Annotated in this window: 16 protein-coding genes and 1 pseudogene; 7 read left to right on the top strand and 10 right to left on the bottom strand. The window is 49.2% G+C overall.

Annotated features, from left to right (window positions below):
• The 3 genes from LN737_RS18025 to LN737_RS18035 form a co-directional block, all read right to left on the bottom strand.
• Positions 1-525 carry a lytic transglycosylase domain-containing protein gene (locus tag LN737_RS18025; RefSeq protein WP_405511197.1) on the bottom strand — a complete coding sequence of 175 codons (525 nt, stop codon included), beginning with the start codon at positions 523-525 and terminating at the stop codon, positions 1-3.
• Positions 501-926, bottom strand: a complete 426-nt coding sequence (locus LN737_RS18030; protein WP_405511199.1) for a hypothetical protein — start codon at positions 924-926, stop codon at positions 501-503. Before LN737_RS18030 ends, LN737_RS18025 begins: the two co-directional genes overlap by 25 nt.
• A gap of 173 nt (positions 927-1099) precedes the next feature.
• Entirely contained in the window at positions 1100-2041 is a 942-nt protein-coding gene (locus LN737_RS18035; protein WP_405511200.1) for a YEATS-associated helix-containing protein, read from the bottom strand.
• A gap of 291 nt (positions 2042-2332) precedes the next feature.
• On the opposite strand from LN737_RS18035, the gene LN737_RS18040 reads away from it, so the two are divergent.
• Together LN737_RS18040 and LN737_RS18045 are read left to right on the top strand one after the other, a co-directional pair.
• Positions 2333-3187, top strand: a complete 855-nt coding sequence (locus tag LN737_RS18040; protein WP_405511202.1) for a S1 RNA-binding domain-containing protein — start codon at positions 2333-2335, stop codon at positions 3185-3187.
• Positions 3184-3462, top strand: coding sequence for a SelT/SelW/SelH family protein (locus tag LN737_RS18045; protein ID WP_405511204.1), 279 nt, complete (start codon positions 3184-3186; stop codon positions 3460-3462). The genes LN737_RS18040 and LN737_RS18045 overlap by 4 nt, the downstream gene beginning before the upstream one ends.
• Before the next feature lie 12 nt (positions 3463-3474).
• Here LN737_RS18045 and LN737_RS18050 read toward each other — a convergent pair whose 3' ends face one another.
• Positions 3475-4137, bottom strand: a complete 663-nt coding sequence (locus LN737_RS18050) for an outer membrane beta-barrel protein (RefSeq protein ID WP_405511205.1) — start codon at positions 4135-4137, stop codon at positions 3475-3477.
• A 465-nt stretch (positions 4138-4602) separates the two neighbouring features.
• On the opposite strand from LN737_RS18050, the gene LN737_RS18055 reads away from it, so the two are divergent.
• Positions 4603-7194: a response regulator gene (locus tag LN737_RS18055; protein ID WP_405511206.1), complete on the top strand. Its 2592-nt coding sequence runs from the start codon at positions 4603-4605 to the stop codon at positions 7192-7194.
• 30 nt (positions 7195-7224) lie between these two features.
• On the opposite strand, the gene LN737_RS18060 is transcribed toward LN737_RS18055, so the two are convergent.
• Complete coding sequence (locus LN737_RS18060; protein ID WP_405511207.1) at positions 7225-7629, bottom strand: hypothetical protein; 405 nt, start codon at positions 7627-7629, stop codon at positions 7225-7227.
• Between the two features lie 287 nt (positions 7630-7916).
• Here LN737_RS18060 and LN737_RS18065 point away from each other — a divergent pair, with 287 nt between their 5' ends.
• The 4 genes and pseudogenes from LN737_RS18065 (at position 7917) to LN737_RS18080 (ending at position 12108) form a co-directional block, all read left to right on the top strand.
• Positions 7917-9623, top strand: a complete 1707-nt coding sequence (locus tag LN737_RS18065; protein WP_405511209.1) for an IlvD/Edd family dehydratase — start codon at positions 7917-7919, stop codon at positions 9621-9623.
• 20 nt (positions 9624-9643) lie between these two features.
• Positions 9644-10413: pseudogene (locus LN737_RS18070) on the top strand (SDR family NAD(P)-dependent oxidoreductase).
• Positions 10414-10559: 146 nt separating this feature from the next.
• Positions 10560-11072 carry a hypothetical protein gene (locus tag LN737_RS18075; RefSeq protein ID WP_405511210.1) on the top strand — a complete coding sequence of 171 codons (513 nt, stop codon included), beginning with the start codon at positions 10560-10562 and terminating at the stop codon, positions 11070-11072.
• A 10-nt stretch (positions 11073-11082) separates the two neighbouring features.
• Complete coding sequence (locus LN737_RS18080) at positions 11083-12108, top strand: patatin-like phospholipase family protein (protein ID WP_405511211.1); 1026 nt, start codon at positions 11083-11085, stop codon at positions 12106-12108.
• A 26-nt stretch (positions 12109-12134) separates the two neighbouring features.
• Here the strand turns inward: LN737_RS18080 and LN737_RS18085 are convergent, their stop codons facing one another.
• The 5 genes from LN737_RS18085 to LN737_RS18105 form a co-directional block, all read right to left on the bottom strand.
• On the bottom strand, positions 12135-13055 hold the full coding sequence (locus LN737_RS18085; RefSeq protein ID WP_405511213.1) for an EamA family transporter: 921 nt from the start codon (positions 13053-13055) through the stop codon (positions 12135-12137).
• 148 nt (positions 13056-13203) lie between these two features.
• Entirely contained in the window at positions 13204-14634 is a 1431-nt protein-coding gene (locus LN737_RS18090) for a leucine-rich repeat domain-containing protein (RefSeq protein ID WP_405511214.1), read from the bottom strand.
• Positions 14635-14812: 178 nt separating this feature from the next.
• Positions 14813-17656, bottom strand: coding sequence for a pitrilysin family protein (locus LN737_RS18095; protein WP_405511215.1), 2844 nt, complete (start codon positions 17654-17656; stop codon positions 14813-14815).
• A 205-nt stretch (positions 17657-17861) separates the two neighbouring features.
• Complete coding sequence (locus LN737_RS18100) at positions 17862-20717, bottom strand: pitrilysin family protein (RefSeq protein ID WP_405511216.1); 2856 nt, start codon at positions 20715-20717, stop codon at positions 17862-17864.
• Positions 20718-20837: 120 nt separating this feature from the next.
• Positions 20838-21626, bottom strand: coding sequence for a LytTR family DNA-binding domain-containing protein (locus tag LN737_RS18105; protein ID WP_405511218.1), 789 nt, complete (start codon positions 21624-21626; stop codon positions 20838-20840).
• Positions 21627-21758: the final 132 nt, after the last annotated feature.

A 21758-nucleotide genomic window follows, 5' to 3' on the forward strand; every position in this document is an offset into this window, starting at 1 on the left:
TTATTTTGGTAATAAATAAACACCGGCCCGAAAATTCAAAACATTTGGGCCGGTGTCAGTATTCAGGATTTCAGGTCGATTAGGCTGCCTGGCGTAACGTAGCGCGTGTCCAGGTCTGATAAGCCGTCTGTAAAACCGGCGCTGGAGACAGAAACGACGAATAGTCGTCAGGGCGCGACAGAACCTCTTTATATACCAGAACGCGGTACAGATAATAGCGGGTTTCGCGGGTAAACTCATCCGGTAGTAATCGCGGTGAGCCTGGCGCTGAAGCTGATTTTTCATATAACCCGGTCCAGCATTATAGGCAGCCGCTACCAGTGACCAGGAGCCTAGCTGAGTATATAAGGCTCGAAGATACCGGCAGGCCGCATCAGTGGCTTTCAGAACGTTGAACCGTTCGTCGATTCGTCCGCTTACTTTCAGGCCCAGGTTACGGGCGGTACCGGGCATGAGTTGCCAGTAACCGGCTGCACCCGCTCGCGACACCGCTTTGGCTTTTAAGCCACTTTCGGCCAGCGGCACGTAGCGAAAATCATCGGGTATGTCGTACTTTTCCAGAATAGGGTCGATAATCGGGAAAAGGATTCGGCCCGTTCGCGAAGGCTGCCCAGGTCGCTGGCTTGCGGCCGGAACAACGTAAAGACATGTTTCCAGCGATCAACTACATCCGCCCGATCGAACGGCAAGCATTCACCACAGAAATTTACATCCAGTAAAGGCAACTCAGGCTCGGTAGCAATGGTCGCCTTAACAAGCGTGGTCGGATGGGCTGATGCCGTGGCGTCGGATTTGGCAACAACGTTTGATTTTGAGAGAGTGAGGGGCAGTGAAGGAACTGCATTTAGCGGTATAAACTTCGCAGCAAGGGCGACAGCCGGACGTATAGCGGCTATTAGCAGGGAGAATCCAATACGCTTGAACAAAACTAAATTCAGGATGGTAATGAATTTATAACGACTCCATCCGGAGTTTAGTACCTTGACAATCAATGTTATACGTTAACGTTTGTTAATATGAAGGAACTGCCGGGAACGTGTTGGGACTTAGATTGACTGATCGTCAGCCCGTTACGGGTACGTTTATCGAGCGCGATAAATCACCGATCACGGAAAGTTTGTGGAGCGTCGGGAACCAGTGTCGGATCGCTGAGATCAAGCTCTAGTTTAGTGCCGTTTGACGTAACGGCTCCAACCGTAAAGGCGCCCCAGGCGTATAATTCCAGACTCGCTTTTTTATCCTGAAACGGTGCCTGGCGCACCGATGGCGTGAAGGTATTGTGTAAATGAAACGTAACAACATCGTCGGCTGGGGCAGGGTCGGGGCCGATATAAAGGACCTGCAACACGACCCGAAAAAAATCATTGTCACTATCAATGGCAGTTACCGTTGCCGACAACTGGTATGAATTGTTTGTGTTTTTGCCGCCCCACCGCCCTTTTTGCGGATCGTCTGAATTGGCTGGGCTTAATCCCCGGGTAGCTTCAGGCTGAACAGACAGATCGTTCGACGGGTTGCTCAATGAACGGGCTTTCTGAACTTCTTTCAGCGCCTGAAGGGTCGCTTTATTTTCAGCTGTTTTTTTCTCCGTATCAACTGCCGTCGCTTTCGTTTCTTCAACAACCTGCTGCGTTTTATCTATTTTCTCACTGTTTTCTTTGACCGTTTTATTGGTGTCTTTTATGTCTTCCTTCAATTGCGTGATCATTTGGTCGCTCACCGACGTAATAAAGCGAGTAGACGAAATGCCTGCCAGAAAACATAAACTGATAAAAAACAGCGTATCGATGGCTTTGTCGGAGTCAGATAAATTGGCGCTTACGGGAGCAAACAGTTTGTCCAGCACTTTACTTTGGGTAATAAACAGAAAGATGGGTACAAGGGCCGAAGCGCCAACGCCCAGAATCACGCAGCGCCCTAACGACTGGGGTTGGTCAGTAGGGGCGGGGACAAAATAAAAATTGACAATACCGCCTAAAATACCGCCAACCAGCATAATAAGCAGAACTATCCAGAGGTCGGAAGTGAATGCAATATTCATGAGCACTGTGGTTTTGTGGGTGGTGAATCGTATTAATCTGCTACCGACAAGTCGTTGTCATTGAGTATGTAAATGTACTAGTGGTGAGCGCTGTTTGCCAATGGGAAAATCACCGATTTTACTGCTGAAAACCCCGTTACGTTAGCTAGTCGACGGGCTTACAGTGAGGACCCTGAGAAAGGTTTGTCGGCCTGTATTTGGGAAATTGAGTTAACTACAACACTAAAACAACGATCTTTGTCGGCCAGATACCTGTCGGCAATGAGCCTGGTATAGGTATTGCCAATGCTTATGATTGAAATCGGACGAATCAATACCCTTACGGCCCTTCGCAAAACCAGCGTTGGCGTTTTCCTCGGTGACCTGTCGGACCGCCAGACAGACGATTATGCAAACGATATACTGTTGCCTAATAAGTACGTTCCCGAAACGCTCGAAATCGACGATGAGATCGATGTTTTTGTGTACACTGATTCTGAGGATCGGCCAATTGCCACAACACTGACGCCCACGATTCAGCGGGATGAGTTTGCCAGTCTTCAGGTTGTAGCAGTTACCAGCGCGGGTGCCTTTCTGGATTGGGGCCTGGAAAAAGACCTGCTGGTGCCCCATCGCGAACAGGCCCGGCCAATGGAAGTGGGTCGCTGGTACGTCGTGTTTATGTACCTGGATAGTCGTACCGATCGTTTAGTAGCCTCCAGTAAAGTCAATCGTTTTCTGGACCCCGACGTGAGCGATCTTCAAACTGGCGACGAGGTGCAACTGCTGGCTTACGAGACCACCGATCTTGGCGTAAACGTCATTATTAATAATCGATACAAGGGGTTGATCTACGCGAATGAAATTTTCCGGACTGTCCGACCCGGTGATCCGCTGATTGGTTATATCAAGAATGTTCGCGATGACAATCTTGTCGATGTAAGCCTGCAACGAACTGGTTTTGAGAACGTAGAGCCCAACGCGCAACGGATTCTTGCTACACTCAAAGCTGAAAATGGATTCCTGCCACTCACGGACAACAGCCCGCCAGAAGCCATTTATAAAGCGTTGGAAATGAGTAAAAAGACGTTCAAGAAAGCGATTGGAACATTATACCGCGAGCGAAAAATTATGATTGAAGAAAAAGGCATACGGCTAAGCGCATGAAACCGACCATAACGATAGAATATTGCCCTAAATGCGGCTGGTTGTTACGGGCAGCCTGGATGGCTCAGGAACTGCTAACTACGTTCACCGACGATGTTCACGGCGTATTGCTACGTCCGGCAGAGCTAAGCGGACGGTTTTCGGTTCGGATTAACGACGATGTTATTTTCGATCGAAAAGTAGAAGGTCGGTTTCCTGAGAGTAAGGAATTGAAACAGCTCGTTCGGGATGTGGTTAATCCTGAGAAAAGCCTGGGCCATTCTGACCGTAAATGATTGTCAGCTCATTCAGAACGTGTACATCAGTTGAAACGACCCGTTCAGCTGATATACAGTAAATGCTTCAAAATCGCCTTCGGGCCTGAATCGCCAGACTAATTGAGGCTGGAAAAGTAATGTCCACTGCTGGTTTACGCGATACGATACGCCCACGCCAACCACAGCCCGGTAATTGACGGGATCTTTAAACAACACCCGGGCATTTCCTTCGCCTGTATTGGATTCATCCCGGTAAATTGTTTTCTGCCGGAAATTTGCCAGGCTGCCCACGGAAAAATAAGGAGACAGCCGCTTAGTTGTTAGTCGGTAGTTTAACAAAACTGGAATCTGCAAATCCTGATTGATGATGCGCACAGGAACTGGATTCAGTGTAAACGGAAACGTTCCGTCTGTGCCCACTCGATTGTACCAGAAACCTGCCGATATAGACCATTGGTCGCTAAACCCGTACTGAAACATCGCACCGGCCAAATAACCAACCGACGACGTATTACTGGAAACCTGTACGTTCGTTGTTTGACCCATACCATCGGGAATCAGAAGGTTTAATCGTGTATGGTTATGGGAATACGCAGGAGCCAACATTGCGGAAACCGAAAAGCGGCTTTGGGCAGTAGCAAAAGCCCCCGAAATCAATAGTAGCGTTATCGTTTTATATAGAATAAGTTTCATGACAGGATAGGCTGCTTGGTGCTTAAACAAGCGAACGAAAAAGTTGATTGAGTAACGGGGCTCTCTTTTAACAGATTCAATTGATAAATAATGTGAAATGGAAAAAATCAGCAGATAAAATTGATTTTTAGTTGCGATAGATCGTGTTTTAGTAACATAAGTATGTTAGCTTTGACGTATAATAATATTTTCACCAAAAATAGTTAACAGGCTACATAGCAGGAATCCGCGTTATTTTTTCGGGAACGACGGCCTACAGTATGCCAACACAGACTAGTACTCAGCGGCTAAAGGCCTGACAACAGGTATGAGCAATACGTAATACACTCATACCAATGAAAGCTGGATGATTAAACAACGCGTAGGCGCTTTTCTCGTACCGGTTTACGTAGTAGCCATTACGTATATAACGAATAGCTCACGTTAAACCAGAATTAGCTAATTGATTGACCAATTGCATGTATAATGAAAAAAAATAGGCGAATTGTCTTCATGGTTGCTTTTGGTTTGCTGATTACCATACTCGTTGGTATCAATGCACATCGAACCATTCGGCAATTGATCAAAGCAAACAGTTGGGAGGTTCATACGCATTTGGTACTGAATAAAATGCAGCGGGTTCAGGCATTACTGACCAACCTGGACAATGATCTTCGGGGCCATCTGCTCAGTAAGAACCCCTATTTTAAAGCTGAATTCAACCGGAATGCGCGTGAAATGACAGAACAGCTTTCGGCACTGCATAAACTTACTTTTGACAATCCAGTACAGAAAAATCGGATAGAATCCCTCGAAAAACTATACCAAAACAAATTGATTCGTAGTGCTTCCCTGTTTAAGGAAGGCAATATTGCCGATGGAAAAGCTCACCTGGATTCCCTTGAGCAATACATGGCCATTAGTACGAACTTCAGCCAGGTTTTAAAACTCGCTGAAAGCTATGAAGAAGTACTGCTCGAAGCCAGAACCAAGCACAACGAACGATCAGCCAGTTACGCCACGCTCAGTAGTCTAGTGGGGTCCATTATGGCTTTAGCTATGATTATGTGGGCTATTTATCTTCTTTTTCAGACGATACAGGAGTCCAATCAGCTGAACAAGCAACTCGCTGAAAGCGAACAGCAAACGAAGAAATTGCTCGACGCCGTACCGGTCTCCATTATCATTGTCAACCAGAAAGGTGAGTTTTATTATGCGAATGGTGCGGCTTCCCGCTTATTTGACAACATCGATCAGATTGATTCATACTCAGACGCTACCAGATCGTTCGACATTTTTCGCTATCCGGGTGGAGAGCCGTACCCGTATGAAGAACGGCCAACGTACCGTGCCCTGCATGGCGTAGCCTCTCAGGCCGATGATCTCGAAATGCGGGTGAATGGAAAGGCGATTCAGGTCTTAACCTCTTCGTCGCCCGTCTACGACGCTGACGGAAACGTACAGTATGTAATCACATCGAGCATCGATATCAGCGACCGGGTTCAGTCGCAACAGCGGCTGCAGGAGGCTAAGGAACTAGCCGAGAAAACCGCTAAGCTGAAAGAGAACTTTCTGGCTAATATGAGCCACGAAATTCGTACACCCCTGAATGCAATTATTGGTTTTTCTGAATTACTGGACAATACCTCGCTCGATAATGATCAGAAAGAGTTTGTAGGGCTGCTCCGAACGGCCAGTAAAAACCTGTTAACCATTGTCAATGATATTCTTGATCTATCGAAGATAGAAGCGGGAATGATCAAGCTGGAATCAATTCCATTCAGCCTGTATCTGCTTACGTCGTCAATCAAAACGATGTTTCAGGCACCGGCAGCCGATAAAGAGTTGAAACTGCTGACGAAAATTGACTCAACCTTACCGCCCGTTTTACTGGGTGACCCTACCCGCCTGACTCAGATTTTACTTAACCTGCTCAACAATGCCATTAAATTCACCCGGGAAGGTTCTATTTCGCTGTCGATTGAAAAATTGGCGGAAACGGATGATTCTGTGCAGGTTCGCTTTATCGTAGAGGATACGGGTATTGGCATTGAGGCTGATGTTCTACCCCATATTTTTGAACGGTTCCGACAGGCAAACGACTTTACTACGCGGTTTTATGGCGGTACTGGACTGGGATTAAATATCGTAAAAACATTAACGGAGCTTCAGGGCGGTACGGTGGCTGTTGAGAGCACAGTCGGGAAGGGCTCCCGATTTATGATCGAAATAACGTATCAGATTGCCGAAGAACAATTTGGCGAAAAGCTTACGAAGTTTACAGCAGACCAGCTTTCGGCTGACCGTGAAATTCACGTACTGGTAGTGGAAGATAATTTGATCAATCAAAAACTTATTCTTCAGGTTCTCAAGCGATTAGGGCACCGTGCGTACATGGCAGAAAACGGCCAGAAAGCGCTGGATATGCTCCAGGAAAACACGTTCGATATCATTTTGATGGATATTCAGATGCCCGTGATGGATGGTTATGAAACGACCCGTCATATCCGGACCAAATTGAAAAGTTCGATACCTATTATTGCTATGACCGCTCATGCACTGGCCAGCGAACGGGAAGAATGCCTGAAAACCGGCATGAATGACTTCCTGCCCAAACCCTTTCAGGTCGATGAACTTCAGCGGTTAATTCACAAATACATACCAAACGGCGGATCTGAAGCCCAAGGGACGTCGCTTAATAAACAGGTTGCTGAGCCCGTTACGTCGTTCTCCATAGATTCACTGATGAGTGCTGTGGGCGATGATCGGGAATTGGCAAGCGAACTATTGGAAATCTACCTGAGCGAAACCCCGGAAGAACTTGAAAAGGTACAACTTGCTTTGGATCAGGGCGATACCGACACCGTGGGTCGATTGATTCATACCCAAAAAGTACACACGAAAATGCTTGGGATGAGCGAAGCAACCCGATTAATTCTGGAAGCTGAAACGCGCATCCGCGCAAAGCATGATATTGCCGAAATCAGGCCGTTAGTCGAACAGTATATAGCCGAAGTCAAGGCCATACTTCCCGCCATCACGCAGACGTTGAATGGTATCAGCAACCCAACGGCCTGATTACTAATCAACAGCGTAGGTACGCAGAGCTTATTTGGGCTTTTCTTCAGCTTTGGGCTGGAGTGTACCGCGGGCTATGGTTTCGGGTTTGGATTCCGGGGTGGTATACCGTACCAGCATCGCCATAGGATGAGATGATTTCGGTAGCCGCCTGACAACCAGCTGATAAGAACGAGTGCCAATCACCAGATTAGAAAAGGCCATGTTATCGGACGATTCCTGGAGCAGTCCCCAATTAGCGAGGGGCTGTTTGGCCAGCAGGCTTTGGTCTTCCTCAGATAAGGCAGCAAAGGTTGTATCAGGTACAAACCGTTTGCCAGTAACCCCTTCAATGACTGAAACAACCGACGCAGGGGTAGGAGGGACAGGTTTCGTTTGGGCAGATGCTACGATCCCTGAAAACAAAAGAGGGAGCAGAATGAGTATCTTTTTCATACGTATTGAGTTCGGGTGCATTTCTATACTCAGCCCAGCACTCAAAATGCTTAGTAAAACCGGGCATTTGCTGCTGGATTTTCTTAATAACTCGTTTACAGCGCCAAACGATTTTTTTTACGCTAATTTTCAGGCCGTAAATTTCAGTCATTCATAGAGCGTATACTCAGAAAACTGTTCAAAAGCGGGTTGAAAAGCCGGTTCGATGAGTGACTAACCAGAAGCATCGGAAGTAAAATTCGTGCCTCCGTTGTCTTTACTGACTATTGCCAACTACATACAGAAAAATGCCTTTACGTTCGCACGATTGGTTTGGCCGCACCGGCAAAGACGGCTTTATTTACCGCGCCTGGATGAAAAATCAGGGGTTTCCGCACCACGAGTTTGAGGGGAAACCCGTCATCGGAATTTGTAATACGTGGTCGGAGTTGACTCCCTGCAACGCCCATTTCCGTGAACTAGCTGAGGCTATCAAGCGGGGCGTCTGGGAAGCAGGCGGTTTTCCACTCGAATTTCCGGTAATGTCGCTGGGTGAGTGTCAGATCAAACCGACGGCCATGCTCTTCCGGAACCTCGCCAGCATGGATGTGGAAGAGAGTATCCGGGGCAATTCGCTGGATGGTGTCATTCTGATGTGTGGCTGCGACAAAACAACGCCGTCGCTCGTGATGGGTGCCTGTAGTGTCGACATCCCAACGATGGTCGTGTCGGGTGGACCGATGCTGGCCGGACGGTTTCAGGGACGTAAAATCGGCACCAGCGATCTTTGGCGGTTTGCCGAAGCCTTCAAAATGGGCGAAATGAGTCAGGCGGAGTTTATCGCGGCTGAGGCCAGTATGGCGCGGTCGCCTGGTCACTGCGCCCCTATGGGTACGGCGTCTACAATGGCCGCTATGGTCGAATCCCTCGGTCTGGCTTTACCCGACAATGCCACCATTCCGGCCGCCGATTCGCGCCGGAAAGTACTGGCGCATCTGACGGGTGCCCGGATGGTTGAACTGGTACGTGAGAACCTGACACCCTCGAAAATACTGACCCGCCAGGCGTTCGAAAATGCCATCATGGTCAACGCAGCGCTGGGCGGCTCAACCAATTTTATATTGCACCTTACGGCCATTGCCGGACGGGTTGGCGTCGACCTGTCGCTGGATGATTTTGATACGTTGTCGGCAAAAATTCCGCTGCTGGCCAATCTCCAGCCTTCTGGCGAGCATTTCGTAGAGGACCTGTTTTATGCTGGAGGCTTACCGGCTGTGATCCGCGAATTACGTCAGTTTCTACACAATGACGCCCTGACTGTCAATGGCCATTCGATTGGCGAAAATTGTGCCGAAGCGCAGTGTTACGATTCAGCCGTTATCGCAACGATTGATGCGCCGTTCAAACCTGAATCGGGCATTGCTGTGTTGCGGGGCAATCTTTGTCCGCACGGTGCTGTCCTGAAGCCATCAGCCGCTACGCCTGCGCTGATGCAGCATACCGGTCGGGCTGTTGTTTTCGAGAACATTGATGATTACAAAGCCCGTATTGACGATCCTGATCTGGATGTTGACCCAAGCTGCGTTCTGGTGCTGAAGAATGTTGGTCCGAAAGGATACCCTGGTATGCCCGAAGTAGGCAATATGCAGCTCCCGGCCAAAATTCTGGCGCAGGGCGTACACGATATGGTGCGTATTTCAGACGGACGTATGAGTGGTACCGGCTTCGGTACGGTGGTGTTGCACGTATCGCCCGAATCGGCGGTTGGCGGCAACCTGGCTTTTGTGCAAAACGGCGATCTGATTACCCTTGATGTAGAGAATCGTAGTTTGCATCTGCATGTATCCGACGAAGAATTAGCGTCCCGGTTAGTAGCGTTCAAACCGCTTGACCTGGGTTATACCCGTGGCTACGTTAATATGTATATCCGGCACGTAACACAGGCACACGAAGGAGCTGACTTCGATTTTCTGCGCGGTGGTTCAGGCAGCGAGGTAAAACGCGATTCGCATTAACCGTTGGCGACTGACGATCTATGAATGCTGTATTTGATAAGCAATCCGTGCTGATTACCGGGGCGGGGCAGGGAATCGGTTTTGCCATTGCTCGCGCGCTCGTCGGGCAGGGTGCCAACGTACTGCTCAACGATTACGACGAAAATTTGACCCGGCAAGCGGTAGAACACATACGTAATGAGGGGAAAAAGGGACAATGTGAGCCCTTCCCCGGCGATGCATCCGACGTACCGTTTATTCAGCAGATGGTTGAGCGGGCGGTTAGCCTGTTCGGCTCGGTTGATGTGGCCATTGCCAATGCGGGCATTACGGTCTTCGGTGATATTTTCACCACTGCACCCGAAGCTTTTCAGAAAATTGTGGATCTGAACCTGCGGGGTAGTTTTTTTCTGGCGCAGATGGCCGCCCGGCAGATGCGAGATCAGGGAAGAGGGGGAGTGTTTTGTTTATGTCGTCGGTGGTAGGGCATCAGGCGCATCCGGGTTTGCCTGTCTACAGCATGACAAAAGCCGGACTGGAGATGCTGGCCAAGCAATTGGTCATTGATTTTTCACCCCTCGGCATCAGCGTGAACGCCGTTGCACCCGGTGCTACGCTCACGGAACGCACATTGGATGACCCAACGTATATACCCATCTGGTCGCGCATTACGCCCATGGGCCGACCCGCTACGGTTGACGATATTACGAATGCGGCCTTGTTTATGATTGCGCCCGCTTCCCGACATATAACCGGGCAAAGTCTGGTGGTAGATGGAGGCTGGACGAGCATAAGTCCCCCGCCGGTTTAGTCGATACGTTCGAAAAGGCAAATGCCAAACTAAACTGATGGGTAAGATAGCACAAAACCGTATAAATCCTCTGATAATTAGGTATTTATACGGTTTTGTGTTGTTTTGGTGTGACATATATTTGAGCAGCTCTTTCATTCTTAGCCATGAAGCGATTTGCTTTACTCCTGATAGGTTCGCTCTATTTTCTGCCAGCAAAGGCGCAGGAATTTCCCAAAGGGTTTTCCATGCCCATCGAACTGGGGCAGGGCTTCAATAAGCCAAGTGAAGTATCCCCCTTATATCTGCTTACGCTTCAGGCTGTGCCTCAGGTCACCATAATACCCGGTCGGTTAAAATTGGGAGCCGTGCTGGGCGGCTTTTATCCGGCATCGCATGTTGGGGCGCTGGCCGGACCCCGGCTGACGCTAAAGTTGATGGAAGGCCCTTCGGTGTTGACCGCCAGTTCGTTTAATGTTCATTTGTTGGGTGAATATTTATGGGCTACTGCGCCATCACCGCTCAACAGTCGGCAACTGATAGGGGGCGGAATTGGCGTCGGGAGTTCCGATCTGGTAACGCTTGCTTTCAAACTTCACCGGGAGGTGAATCAGCCTGCTACGTGGTTTCAGTTTAGTATCAGTTATAATCCATTCAAACGTTCCATTACACCCTTATAAGTAGAATATCATGGCAAAGACAGCACTAGTGATTAGTGGGGGCGGTTCGAAAGGCGCCTTTGCGGTAGGGGCATTATCGTACATTCATGAGCATGTCCGCCCCATTGATCAGTTCGATATATACTGTGGCACCAGTACTGGCTCTCTGATTGTTCCGCTGGCGGCCATCGGGGAGTTAGAGCTGCTTAAACAGATTTATACAACGACCCGGCAAACTGATGTACTGAACATGGGTGGCATTCTGAATTTACTCAGCCAGGTTTCGCTGCACGACGCCAGCCCGCTCAAACATCTGCTTGAGATAAACCTGACCAGCGCCCGTTTCGACAAACTGAAAGCCTCTGCTAGGCAGGTATTTCTGGCAACCGTCTGTTTGCAGAATGAACGACTAACGTATTTCTCCATTCAACCAGCCGCCAGTGCGGATGCGTACGACGTTGTTCAGATGCAAACTGTTACGGATCTTCAGCGGGCTATGCTGGCGTCATCCTGTCAGCCGGTGTTTATGCAACCCATCGAATGGCGGCCCGGCGCTAATCCGGTACGTCAGTTTGTGGATGGAGGCATTCGGGAACTGACCCCTTTTCAGGCCGCTATTGACCAGGGGGCCGAAACCATCATCGCCATCACCAACAATCCGGCGCATACACCCGAAGATAATGAGCCGATTAAAAAAGCCATGGGTATGCTCGAACGTACCATTGATCTATTCTCGGAGGATGTGGGCAGTAATGATTATCGACTGGCTACGTTCTGTGAGCAGACCAATGTGTATCTGAACGTAATACGGGCGAAATTGATCAGTCAGGGAGTTTCACCAAGCATTGTTGATCTGGCATTTGCCCAGGGCAGCAGTCCGGTTGCCAATACACCTGTCAAACAGATTGTCTCCATTCGTCCAGACGTAAAACTCACGGAGGGCGGACCGGGTGGACTGACCTTCGACCCGGCATTGATGCAACAAATGTTTCAGAAAGGGATAGCAGCTGCCAAAACGGTGTTTACCCAAACCCCGGTGGAGAATGTAATTGCCTGAAATAGACCTTGCAGAAAAGACAAGCTCTATTTACGTCCTAACGTAATGAGCACGACACCCACTAACGCAACGATAGCCCCCATAAACGATTGACTGGAGAAGATTTCACCCGCAAACAAGGTGCCTAACAACATCGCCACAACGGGGTTGACAAACGCGTAAGTGGCCAGCAATTGAGGGGGGGCATTACGTGCCAGCCACGAGTACGACGAAAAACCTATGATACTACCGAAAATGATCAGATAGATCATGGACCCGATTGCTTTAGCCGGTGCATCGAAAATACTCAGCGGGGTAACTGGTTCCAGGACAAGGCTCACCAGCAACGTAACAACTCCGCCAACGATCATTTGAATACCACTCGAAATGGTAGCCGATGGCAGCGTAAGTCGGGGCGTCAGCAACGTACCGATAGCCCAGGAAAAATTGCCAAACGCTATAAGCCCGGTGCCAATCAGTTTAGCGTCGAGACCGCCCGTTCCTTCAAATTTGTCAGGTTTAACGAGTAGGTAAATACCGATCAGACCAACAACCAGACCGGCAAGCGCCAGGTTGCTCGGACGCTTTTTGCCAAACGAAACCCAGTTGAGAGTCAGCAGATAAACCGGCAACAAACCACCCAGCAAAGCCGCCATCCCGCTGGGAAGGTATTGAAGGCCAACTGACAGACAGCCGTTCGATACAGTTAGCAAAATCACGCCGATAATACCCGCCGAACGCCATTCCACCCGAGTGGGGCGGGGGGTACCTGTCAGCCGTGCATAGCCATATAAAATCGAGCCAGCAATCAGGTAGCGAATGGAAACCATATACAGGGGAGGCATCCGTTCGGTCATAAAATGAATGAACAGATAGGTCGATCCCCATAAAATGTATACGGAAATTAAGTTCGCCCAGAGTGAAACGCGACTAGGGGTGGTGGCAACAGGAGAAGGGGCAGCTTGCATACAACAGATGTACTAATGCTGGCCTAACACCAAACTATTGTATTTTTCTCCGTTACCCCGTGGTTTTTTCGCTATTTCTATGATTGGTTATGAAAATTCTAAGCAGAATTTTATTCGGTCAATCTCGCATACCCGTCTGCCTTTCCCATCAGTACGTTACCTGTATATTATTTGCCTCTAGCTGCTTAAGCTGTGAAGCGTAAGGGCTGGTCATGGCTTCGCGGCCAAATAAAGGATTGCTGCTCATGTACACCTTTTTCAACCCCCTGATTGACAGCAGTACGGCAGGAAATTCCTGCAAATTATTATTGTTTAACGTCAGTTCTTCCAGCGACGGTAGCTTGCCAAGTACGTTGGGAACTACGGTGATCCAGTTATAGCCGAGGTCAAGAATATGCAGATTGTGCAGTCGATGAAATTCGTCTGGCAGTCGACTGAGCCGGTTATGGTGAGCATACAGAATCTGTAAGTGCTTTAATTTAGCCAACGATTGGGGTAAGTCTTTGAGGTCGTTGTGCGAAATGGCTAACTGTTCCAGCCGCTTCATTCGGCCTAACTCACGGGGCAACTGCGTGAGTTTATTATGGTATAAATCCAGCACTTTCACATGTTTCAGCCGACCAATAGTTTTGGGCAACTGAGTTAACCCGGCATTGTACAGGTTTAAATCATTAAGTTGGCGTAAGCTACGTAACGATTTAATATTCAGTTCTTTCAAGCCGTTATTGCCCAGCCATAGACTTTCGAGCCTGCGGTTTAAACGAACTGACGACGGTATGCGGGTTAGCCTGTTGCCTTGCAGATTCAGCGCCTGCAAATGCTTATTACGGGTAAAAAAGACACTATCGTCGGGAATGGCATTATAAAGCAGACTCAGCTTCCTAAGAGTCGGAATGTCAGCCGTTAAGCGGGCAGGTAATTCGTGCAGCTCATTCTTCGACAAATCAATCTCTTTCAACCGGGAGAAACGATAAACAACGTCTGGAATGGTTTTCAGACCCAAATTAGCAAAAGCCAGAAACGTAACGGTGTCGGGTCGGTTGGTTTTCTCGGCAGCTTCGAGCGTACTGATGATACCTGGGCCTTGCCGGGCGATTCGTTTTTGCGGTACGGAGCCCAGTATAGTCATGCCTGCCCACCTAAAACCGGTTTTTGTTCGGAACGGATAAGGATGCTGTTCATACCATTCCGATACCAGTTGCAGGAACTGACTTTCCTGTTCAGGAGTCATATCCCGTCCTGAAAACTCACAAATTACCCAGTCATACGTACCGTCAGGCCGGATATACTCCTGGGTTTGCAGCATGATACCCGGAAATGGCAGGCGTTTTTTATTACGTTCGATAAACGTGAAAAAAAGCTGGTTTCGGGTATTGAGTGTATCCATAAACATTCGTCCATGTTGAGCGAAAACACCCGTCTGGCCTACTACGCGGGCAAAAGCAGGCGGATATTTCTGCTCCAGTTTGGGCAGACTAAGGTTTAGGCGGGTGGTGTCCCGTAACAAAACGATGCGGTTCTGCGCCAGTCCAGATAGCGTTATTAACCCCAAAAGCCCAATGAATAGACACTTTTTCATAGCTTAACGTGATTTTTAGGTAAATAACGAAAAATATAGTTAAACTGTATGAAAAAATAACCGGGATTTATCTGATTTTATTGATTGACTGTGATTTATGCTTTCAACGAAAGCTAATTGAAATCAGGCTAATCAATAAAATCACATAAATCCCGCGGGGCCGCCCGTGCGGTTCTGATTAATTCTTACCGCCACTCACCGACGAAGCAGGTTGCTTTTCAGCGGCTTTCTTGGCGGCCTTGGCGAAATCACCGGCTTTAACAATCGAGATTTTCGAAGGGTCGATGTGTTTTTTCATGGCCGCGTTTACCTGCTCAGGCGTTAGCGATTCAAGTTTCTTTTCGAAATCAGCATCCCAGTTCATAGTCCGGTTCAGGTACAGATAGTTGTTAAGCGTACCAACCAGTGATGGGTCCTGCGCTCGTGACACCATCCGGGCCTGTAACAGACCCGAACGAGCAGCCTTGATTTCATCGGCCGTAAAGCCTTCTTTTACCGCTTTATCCATTTCCTCGCGGAAGGCTTTTTCGAGCCGCTCCGCATTCTCCGGATTATAAATGGCGTACGTCATAAACATCCCGGTTTTGTCGAGTGGGTTTGCCTGAAGTTGCGAGCCAACGCCATAGCTGATGCCTTCTTTCTGCCGGATACGTACCGCCAGCCGGGAGTTGAGGAAACCGCCACCGAGCATGTAATTGCCTAATACCAGCGCTGGGTAATCTGGGTCATCATCGCGCAGGGGCAGGTTCACACCGGCTACCATAAAGGCATTGGCTTTGTCGGGCGCTTCAATAGCCTGAGGAGTAGGCTTGATATCGTTGAAGGGGGTTACCAACCGGCTGAACGGTTTTTTCGCTTTCCAGGTACCCAATTCGTCCGTTATTACTTTCCGAACGGGTGTTTCATCGAAGTCGCCAACAACAGCCAATGTAGCATTCTGGGCACCATAAAAGTCCTTATGAAACTGCTTCAGGTCATCGAGTTTCATCGCTTTCACATCCGCTACGTCCTCGTCGGGCGTGGATGTATACCGAACGTCTGATTTCGGATAGGGATTCATCTGGCGTTGGAAGGCCGTGAACGCCAGACTCTGTGGCTCAGACCGTTGTGATTCAATTTGCGCCAGTTGCTCCTGTTTCAGTTTCTCAAACTCATTGGGATCGAAAGCCGGATGTTTGAGCATGTCTCCCACAATCCGCAGTACGGCAGGCAGGTTTTCTTTGGTAGCTTTTATGGTTACGTTCACCTGATTGCCACCGCCAAATACGTTCACCTGCGCCTTCAGTTTGTCCAGTTCATCTTTGATCTGCTGACGGCTCCGCGTTGTAGTCCCCCGATCAAGCATCGACGCTGTAAAGACCGAAACCGCACTTTTGTTCATCAGGCTTTTCTCATCACCGTATCGGAGAGTAAGGCGGGCGTTTACTTCGTTGCCGCGAGTCGATTTTGGCAATAACGCCAGTTCAATGGTATTGGGTTGTTCTACGCGCCGGGTCCGCCCGTCGATATTGGCGGGAGATGGGTCGAACGCTTCGCCACTCGCGATAGCAGCCCGACCTTTGTAGTTTTTCACAAGGGCCTCAATATTTGGTGCCTCGGGCGCTTCTACCCGGTCAGGGTTCTGCTCGGGAATAAATACACCCACCGTCCGGTTCGATGGTTTAAGGTAATATTTTGCAATCCGTTGAACATCAGCAGGCGTAACTTTTTCCAGACCATCCCGGTAGAGGAAGCCAAGCCGCCAGTCGCCCGTAGCAATAAATTCGCTCAACGTACGGCCCAGTCGTTCTACGTCCTTAAAACTAATCTCTACGTCTTTCAGCAGTTTGGCTTTCGAGCGTTCAACTTCATCTTTGGTTGGCGCTTTGATCGATACTGAATCGAGGGTGCCGAGTAAGGTAGCTTTGGCCTCATCGATGGATTTCTCCTTCAACAGCTCTGCCGCGAAATACACGTAGCCCGGATCTTTGGTCATAAACGAATACCCGTATTCCTGCGACGCTTTCTTGGTTTCGATCAGCGACTTGTACAACCGGCCGCTTGGTTCATCGGTTAACAGGTCGGTCAGTACGTCCATGGCCGGATAATCGGGGTGCGAGCTTGGCATGATGTGATAGAGCGCCGAAACAACTTTCGTATCACCAACGCGCCGAAGCACTACGTCCCGTTCGCCATCCTGAACGGGCTCCACGCTGTACGTAGGCTGCAGCACCCGCGTGGGTTTGGGGATGGGGCTGAAATACTCGTTGACGAGAGCAAGCGTTTTGGCCTCATCAATTTTACCCGCTACGACCAGAACCGCATTGTCGGGCTGATAATATTTTTTGTAGAAAGCCTGGAGATTTTCGATGGGTACTTTCTCCAAATCGGAGCGGTTACCGATGGTCGATTTACCGTAGTTGTGCCATAAGAAAGCCGACGACACGACGCGTTCATTCAGTACGTTCTGAGGAGAATTTTCCCGCATCTCAAACTCGTTCCGCACCACCGTAAATTCGGTTTCGAGGTCGCTTTTCTTGATAAAGCTATTGATCATCCGGTCGGATTCGAGGTCGAGGGCCCACTTCAGGTTCTCGTCAGTCGCTGCGAACGTCTCAAAGTAGTTGGTACGGTCGAGCCAGGTAGTTCCGTTTGGTCGCGCCCCATGCGTAGTCAGCTCCTGCGGGATGTTGGTGTGTTTGGTTGATCCTTTAAACACCATGTGTTCGAGCAGGTGAGCCATGCCCGTTTCGCCGAGTCCTTCATGGCGTGAGCCGACCAGATACGTGATGTTGACCGTAACAGTTGGCTTCGAAGCATCGGGAAAGAGCAGGACTTTAAGGCCGTTTTTCAGGTTATATTCGGTGATACCTTCCACCGAAGCACCTTTTGTAACGCCTTCGGGTAAGGCAACAGGGGCCGACTTATCTTGTGCGGATGAGAAGGTTAAGGTTCCGGCCAGCAGGGTAGCAGCCAGTATACCTGTTTGGATCAATCCAGGCCGGACCAATCCAGGTTTAGACCGGGTGAGATTGTTTAGCATAGAAATACAGTTAGTTGGGACTAAAACAGCTTAGTTTGTATAGATAGGTATAAAAGAATTTACAATCAACAGCTTTTGCCGGTTCTGGCCTAAAAAGCGGATGAGCGGTCATTCATGTAACCGCTCATCCAGTGTTAACTTTCTGCAATAAATCGCCTGAAGTGTACAGAAAGTAGGACCTTTGGCAAATGCAGAAATCAATCGCTTAATTTTTGGCGCTACTTCCTACCGATGAGGCTGGTTGTTTTTCGGCCGCTTTTTTAGCCGCCTTTTCAAAATCGCCCGCTTTCACCATTGTCAGTTTACTGTAATCAAGGTATTTTTTCAGGACAGCATTGATCTGCTCCGGAGTAAGCGCTTCGAGTTTTTTATCGAAATCGGCATCGTAAGTAAACGAGCGACCTTCTTTTTTAGTCAAATACTGAGCCCATTTATTGGCAATTGCCCCGTCCTGCGAACGCTCCAGTTGTTTCTCCTGCAACATAGCTGACTTGGCCGCTTTGACCTCTTCCGCCGTTACGCCATCTTTTGCCATCCGCTGAACTTCCTCCCGGAAGGCATTATCAAATTTCTCACCGTTTTCAGGATTGTAAATAGCGTAGGAGCCGAAGTTGGCAACTTGGTCGTTGTCATCGGCATATACGTACGAACCCACACCATAGCTCAGGCCATCTTTTACCCGTATACGGGTCGCCAGTCGGGAATTGAGCATACCCTCGCCCAGAATGTAGTTTGCCATCGCCAGTGCCGGAAATTCCGGATCGTCATCACGCATCGGAAACTGCATGCCTCCGGCAAAAACAGCACTTGTCTTGTCGTTTGTCTGAATCGATTGTGTTTGCGGTTTCAGATCAGCAAAAAGCTTCTGCGGAATACGGGTAAACGGTTTTGCGGATTTCCAGCTTCCCAATTCATCTTTGATCTGTTTGCGCACGGCGGCTTCATCAAAAGCGCCCACTACGGCTACCGTAGCATTGTTCGTGCCGTAAAAATTTTTGTAGAATTCTTTTACGTCGGCAAGCGTCAGTTTATTTATCGCGTCGATTTCCTCATCGAAAGTCATCGTATAAAAGGGATGTCCTTTCGGATAGGGTTCTGTCAACCGGCTCACTGTTTTCCAGGCGATTGCCTGTGGTTCCTGTTTCTGCGACTCGATCTGGGCCAGAGCTTCCTGCTTCAGCTTGTCCAGTTCAGCCTGTGGGAAGGTTGGATTTTTGAGGTAGTCGGTAACGATTTTCAGAACAGCCGGTAATTTATCTTTTTCGGCTTCGATTCGAACCGTAGCGGATTGCCCATAGCCATATACGTAAGCGCGGGCTTTTAGTTTATCCAGCTCATCCTTGATCTGCTGAAACGAACGGGTTTTGGTGCCACGTTCGAGCATGGAGGCCGTAAAACGGGCTGGAATACTCTGATTCATCAGGCTGGTTTCATCCCCGTAGCGCAACCGAATCTGCATGTTTACGGAGTTGCCGCGGGTGCTTTTGGGGAGCAACGCGTATTTCAGTCCGTTGGCTTCCGCGCCCCGTTTGGTACGGGCATCGATGTTGGCGGGTGATACGTCGAACGCTTCACCCGAAGCAACGGCCGCTTCACCTTTATAATCTTTGACCAACGACATTACGTCCGGTGATTCTGGTACGTCGGCACGGTCGGGTTTCTGATCGGGAATAAACACACCCACCGTCCGGTTCGATGGCTTGAAATAAGCGGCTGCTACCCGCTGAACGTCGGCAGGCTGAACTTTGCGAAGGGCATCCCGATACAGGAAAACCAGTCGCCAGTCGCCCGTAGCAATCCATTCGCTTAGTTGCAGGCCAAGTCGGTCTGTATTTTTGAAAAGCAGGTCGATGTCCTTGAGCAATTTAGTTTTCGCCCGATCGACTTCCTCAGCGGTAGGGGCTTTTTTACTCACCTCATCCAGCGTAGCCAGCATCACCGTGCGGGCCGAATCGATCGATTGGTCTTTGCGAAGCTCTGCATAAAAATAAGCGAAACCGGGGTCATGCAGGGCGGGCGTCCAGCCGTATTGCGAGGCTGCTTTCTTATTCTCAATCAGGGCTTTATACAAACGGCCGGATGGCTCGTTGGTCAGCACGTCGTTCAATACGTCCATCACAGCGTAATCGGGGTGCGAACCCGATGGTACGTGGTAAGCAGCCGCTACGCCCTGTGTGTCGCCCACGCGCCGAAGAGTTGTGTGGCGTTCGCCATCCTGCGTGGGTTCAACCGTATAGGTTTTGGGCAGTTGCCGGGTAGGGCGGGGGATGGAGCCGAAAAATTGATTGACCAGATCGAGGGTTTTGGCTTCGTCGAACTTACCCGCCACCAGAAGTACAGCGTTGTCGGGCTGGTAATAGCGCTGGTAAAAGGCTTTGAGGTTTTCAATCGGTACCCGCTCAATATCTTCTTTCGAGCCGATGGTTGAGCGGCCATAGTTGTGCCAGAGATAAGCGGCCGACATTACGCGCTTTTCGAGCGTCCACTGCGGGGAGTTTTCACCAATTTCAAACTCATTCCGCACCACCGTAAACTCCGTTTCGAGATCTTTTTTGTCAATAAAGCTATTGACCATCCGGTCGGATTCGAGGTCGAGGGCCCACTTCAGATTCTCGTCGGTCGCCGAAAAGGTTTCGAAGTAATTGGTTCGGTCAAGCCAGGTGGTACCGTTTGGCCAGGTGCCATGTTCAGTCAGTTCCTGCATGATGTTTTTGTGTTTGGGCGAACCCTTAAACACCATATGTTCGAGCAGGTGAGCCATCCCACTTTCTCCAAGCCCTTCGTGCCGGGAGCCAACCAGATACGTAATGTTGACGGTTACGGTCGGTTTCGATGGGTCGGGGAAGAGCAGAACCCGAAGGCCGTTCCTGAGCCTGTATTCTGTAATACCTTCAACGGTTGTTACTTTGCTAACGCTTTCAGGGACTGTAGCAGACGCTGATTGAGTCTGTGCGGAGGATAATGTCAGGCTACCAATCAGAAAGGTGGTTGCCAGCGTACTGGTGCGGATCAATTCAAGCCGGGATCTGCCCGACCGGAAGAAGGGAGTTGGTGTAAACATACGGTTAGTTGGGTAGGAAAGAAACTAACCGTATAGTTACGAATAATAAGTGCCAGTGCAATAGTTTTTTATTTTTTTAACAGTCTGATGATTAATCGGTATTGACTGGGTATGTGGTGGTTAGCCTTCAAGCCAGTGTCTGAATGGCCCCGCTTTCTCTTTGCTGATAATCACTTCCTGCAACTCGTTCGGACGTTTCAACTGTACCATCAATTTGCTACTGTCAAAATGCTGATACCCAGAAACCGCGTCGAGGTGAATGATACACTGTCGATTGGCGCGAAAGAAGCAGTCGGGGTCGATTAACTCCTCAAGTTCATCAAGCGTTTTATAGTCCGTCACCAGTTTCTTTCCTTCGGTAGTATGCAGGTAAATTAGTTCATTACGTAGAAAATAGGCCACCTGATCCTGTGGTATCGAAACGATCTGACGGAGGTAATGCCCCGTAAACCGGCGTTTGTATTGGGGTGTAGGAGCGTGTTCTGAAATCTGGGTAAGAAAATGGCGTAACTGCTCTTCAAAACCAGTCGTACCATTGGCAGCCCATCGATGATATTTCGTAAGTGCGGCTTTAAGGTCTTCGGGGTCGATGGGTTTGAGCAGATAATCGATACTGTTCAATTTGAATGCCCGTATCGCATACTCATCATAAGCCGTCGTGAAAATAACGGGGGTGTTCAGGTTAATCTGGCGGAATGCCTCAAAACTAACACCATCGGAAAGTTGTATGTCGGTAATGACCAGGTCGGGAAACGGCTGCGACGATGCCCGTAACGCATTGAAATAGTCGCAGATAGCCTGCACACTCGCCAGTGGGCCTTCAAGCAAAGCATTCGGCTCCAGCTGACGTACCAATTTCTGGAGCTGGCGGGCAATCAGCGGTTCATCTTCAATCAGCAGGATCGTCATACAACAAAACGGGTAGTGTCTATTGAGGTGAACAAAGCGTATTCCGCGAGTGAATTGCCGTTATAGAAATCCGCATAACACAGGGATCTAATATACCCAATTATAGCAGTCGTCATCGCTATTTTCATCTGT

It is taken from the genome of Spirosoma sp. KNUC1025 (genome assembly GCF_045160025.1).
GTDB lineage: Bacteria > Bacteroidota > Bacteroidia > Cytophagales > Spirosomataceae > Spirosoma.

Coding starts and splice junctions, on each gene's coding strand:
- LN737_RS18045 (WP_405511204.1), top strand. CDS start 3,184: ATGAAACCGACCATAACGATAGAATATTGCCCTAAATGCGGCTGGTTG.
- LN737_RS18050 (WP_405511205.1), bottom strand. CDS start 4,137: ATGAAACTTATTCTATATAAAACGATAACGCTACTATTGATTTCGGGG.
- LN737_RS18060 (WP_405511207.1), bottom strand. CDS start 7,629: ATGAAAAAGATACTCATTCTGCTCCCTCTTTTGTTTTCAGGGATCGTA.
- LN737_RS18075 (WP_405511210.1), top strand. CDS start 10,560: ATGAAGCGATTTGCTTTACTCCTGATAGGTTCGCTCTATTTTCTGCCA.
- LN737_RS18085 (WP_405511213.1), bottom strand. CDS start 13,055: ATGCAAGCTGCCCCTTCTCCTGTTGCCACCACCCCTAGTCGCGTTTCA.
- LN737_RS18040 (WP_405511202.1), top strand. CDS start 2,333: ATGATTGAAATCGGACGAATCAATACCCTTACGGCCCTTCGCAAAACC.
- LN737_RS18080 (WP_405511211.1), top strand. CDS start 11,083: ATGGCAAAGACAGCACTAGTGATTAGTGGGGGCGGTTCGAAAGGCGCC.
- LN737_RS18105 (WP_405511218.1), bottom strand. CDS start 21,626: ATGACGATCCTGCTGATTGAAGATGAACCGCTGATTGCCCGCCAGCTC.
- LN737_RS18065 (WP_405511209.1), top strand. CDS start 7,917: ATGCCTTTACGTTCGCACGATTGGTTTGGCCGCACCGGCAAAGACGGC.
- LN737_RS18055 (WP_405511206.1), top strand. CDS start 4,603: ATGAAAAAAAATAGGCGAATTGTCTTCATGGTTGCTTTTGGTTTGCTG.
- LN737_RS18100 (WP_405511216.1), bottom strand. CDS start 20,717: ATGTTTACACCAACTCCCTTCTTCCGGTCGGGCAGATCCCGGCTTGAA.
- LN737_RS18090 (WP_405511214.1), bottom strand. CDS start 14,634: ATGAAAAAGTGTCTATTCATTGGGCTTTTGGGGTTAATAACGCTATCT.
- LN737_RS18035 (WP_405511200.1), bottom strand. CDS start 2,041: ATGAATATTGCATTCACTTCCGACCTCTGGATAGTTCTGCTTATTATG.
- LN737_RS18095 (WP_405511215.1), bottom strand. CDS start 17,656: ATGCTAAACAATCTCACCCGGTCTAAACCTGGATTGGTCCGGCCTGGA.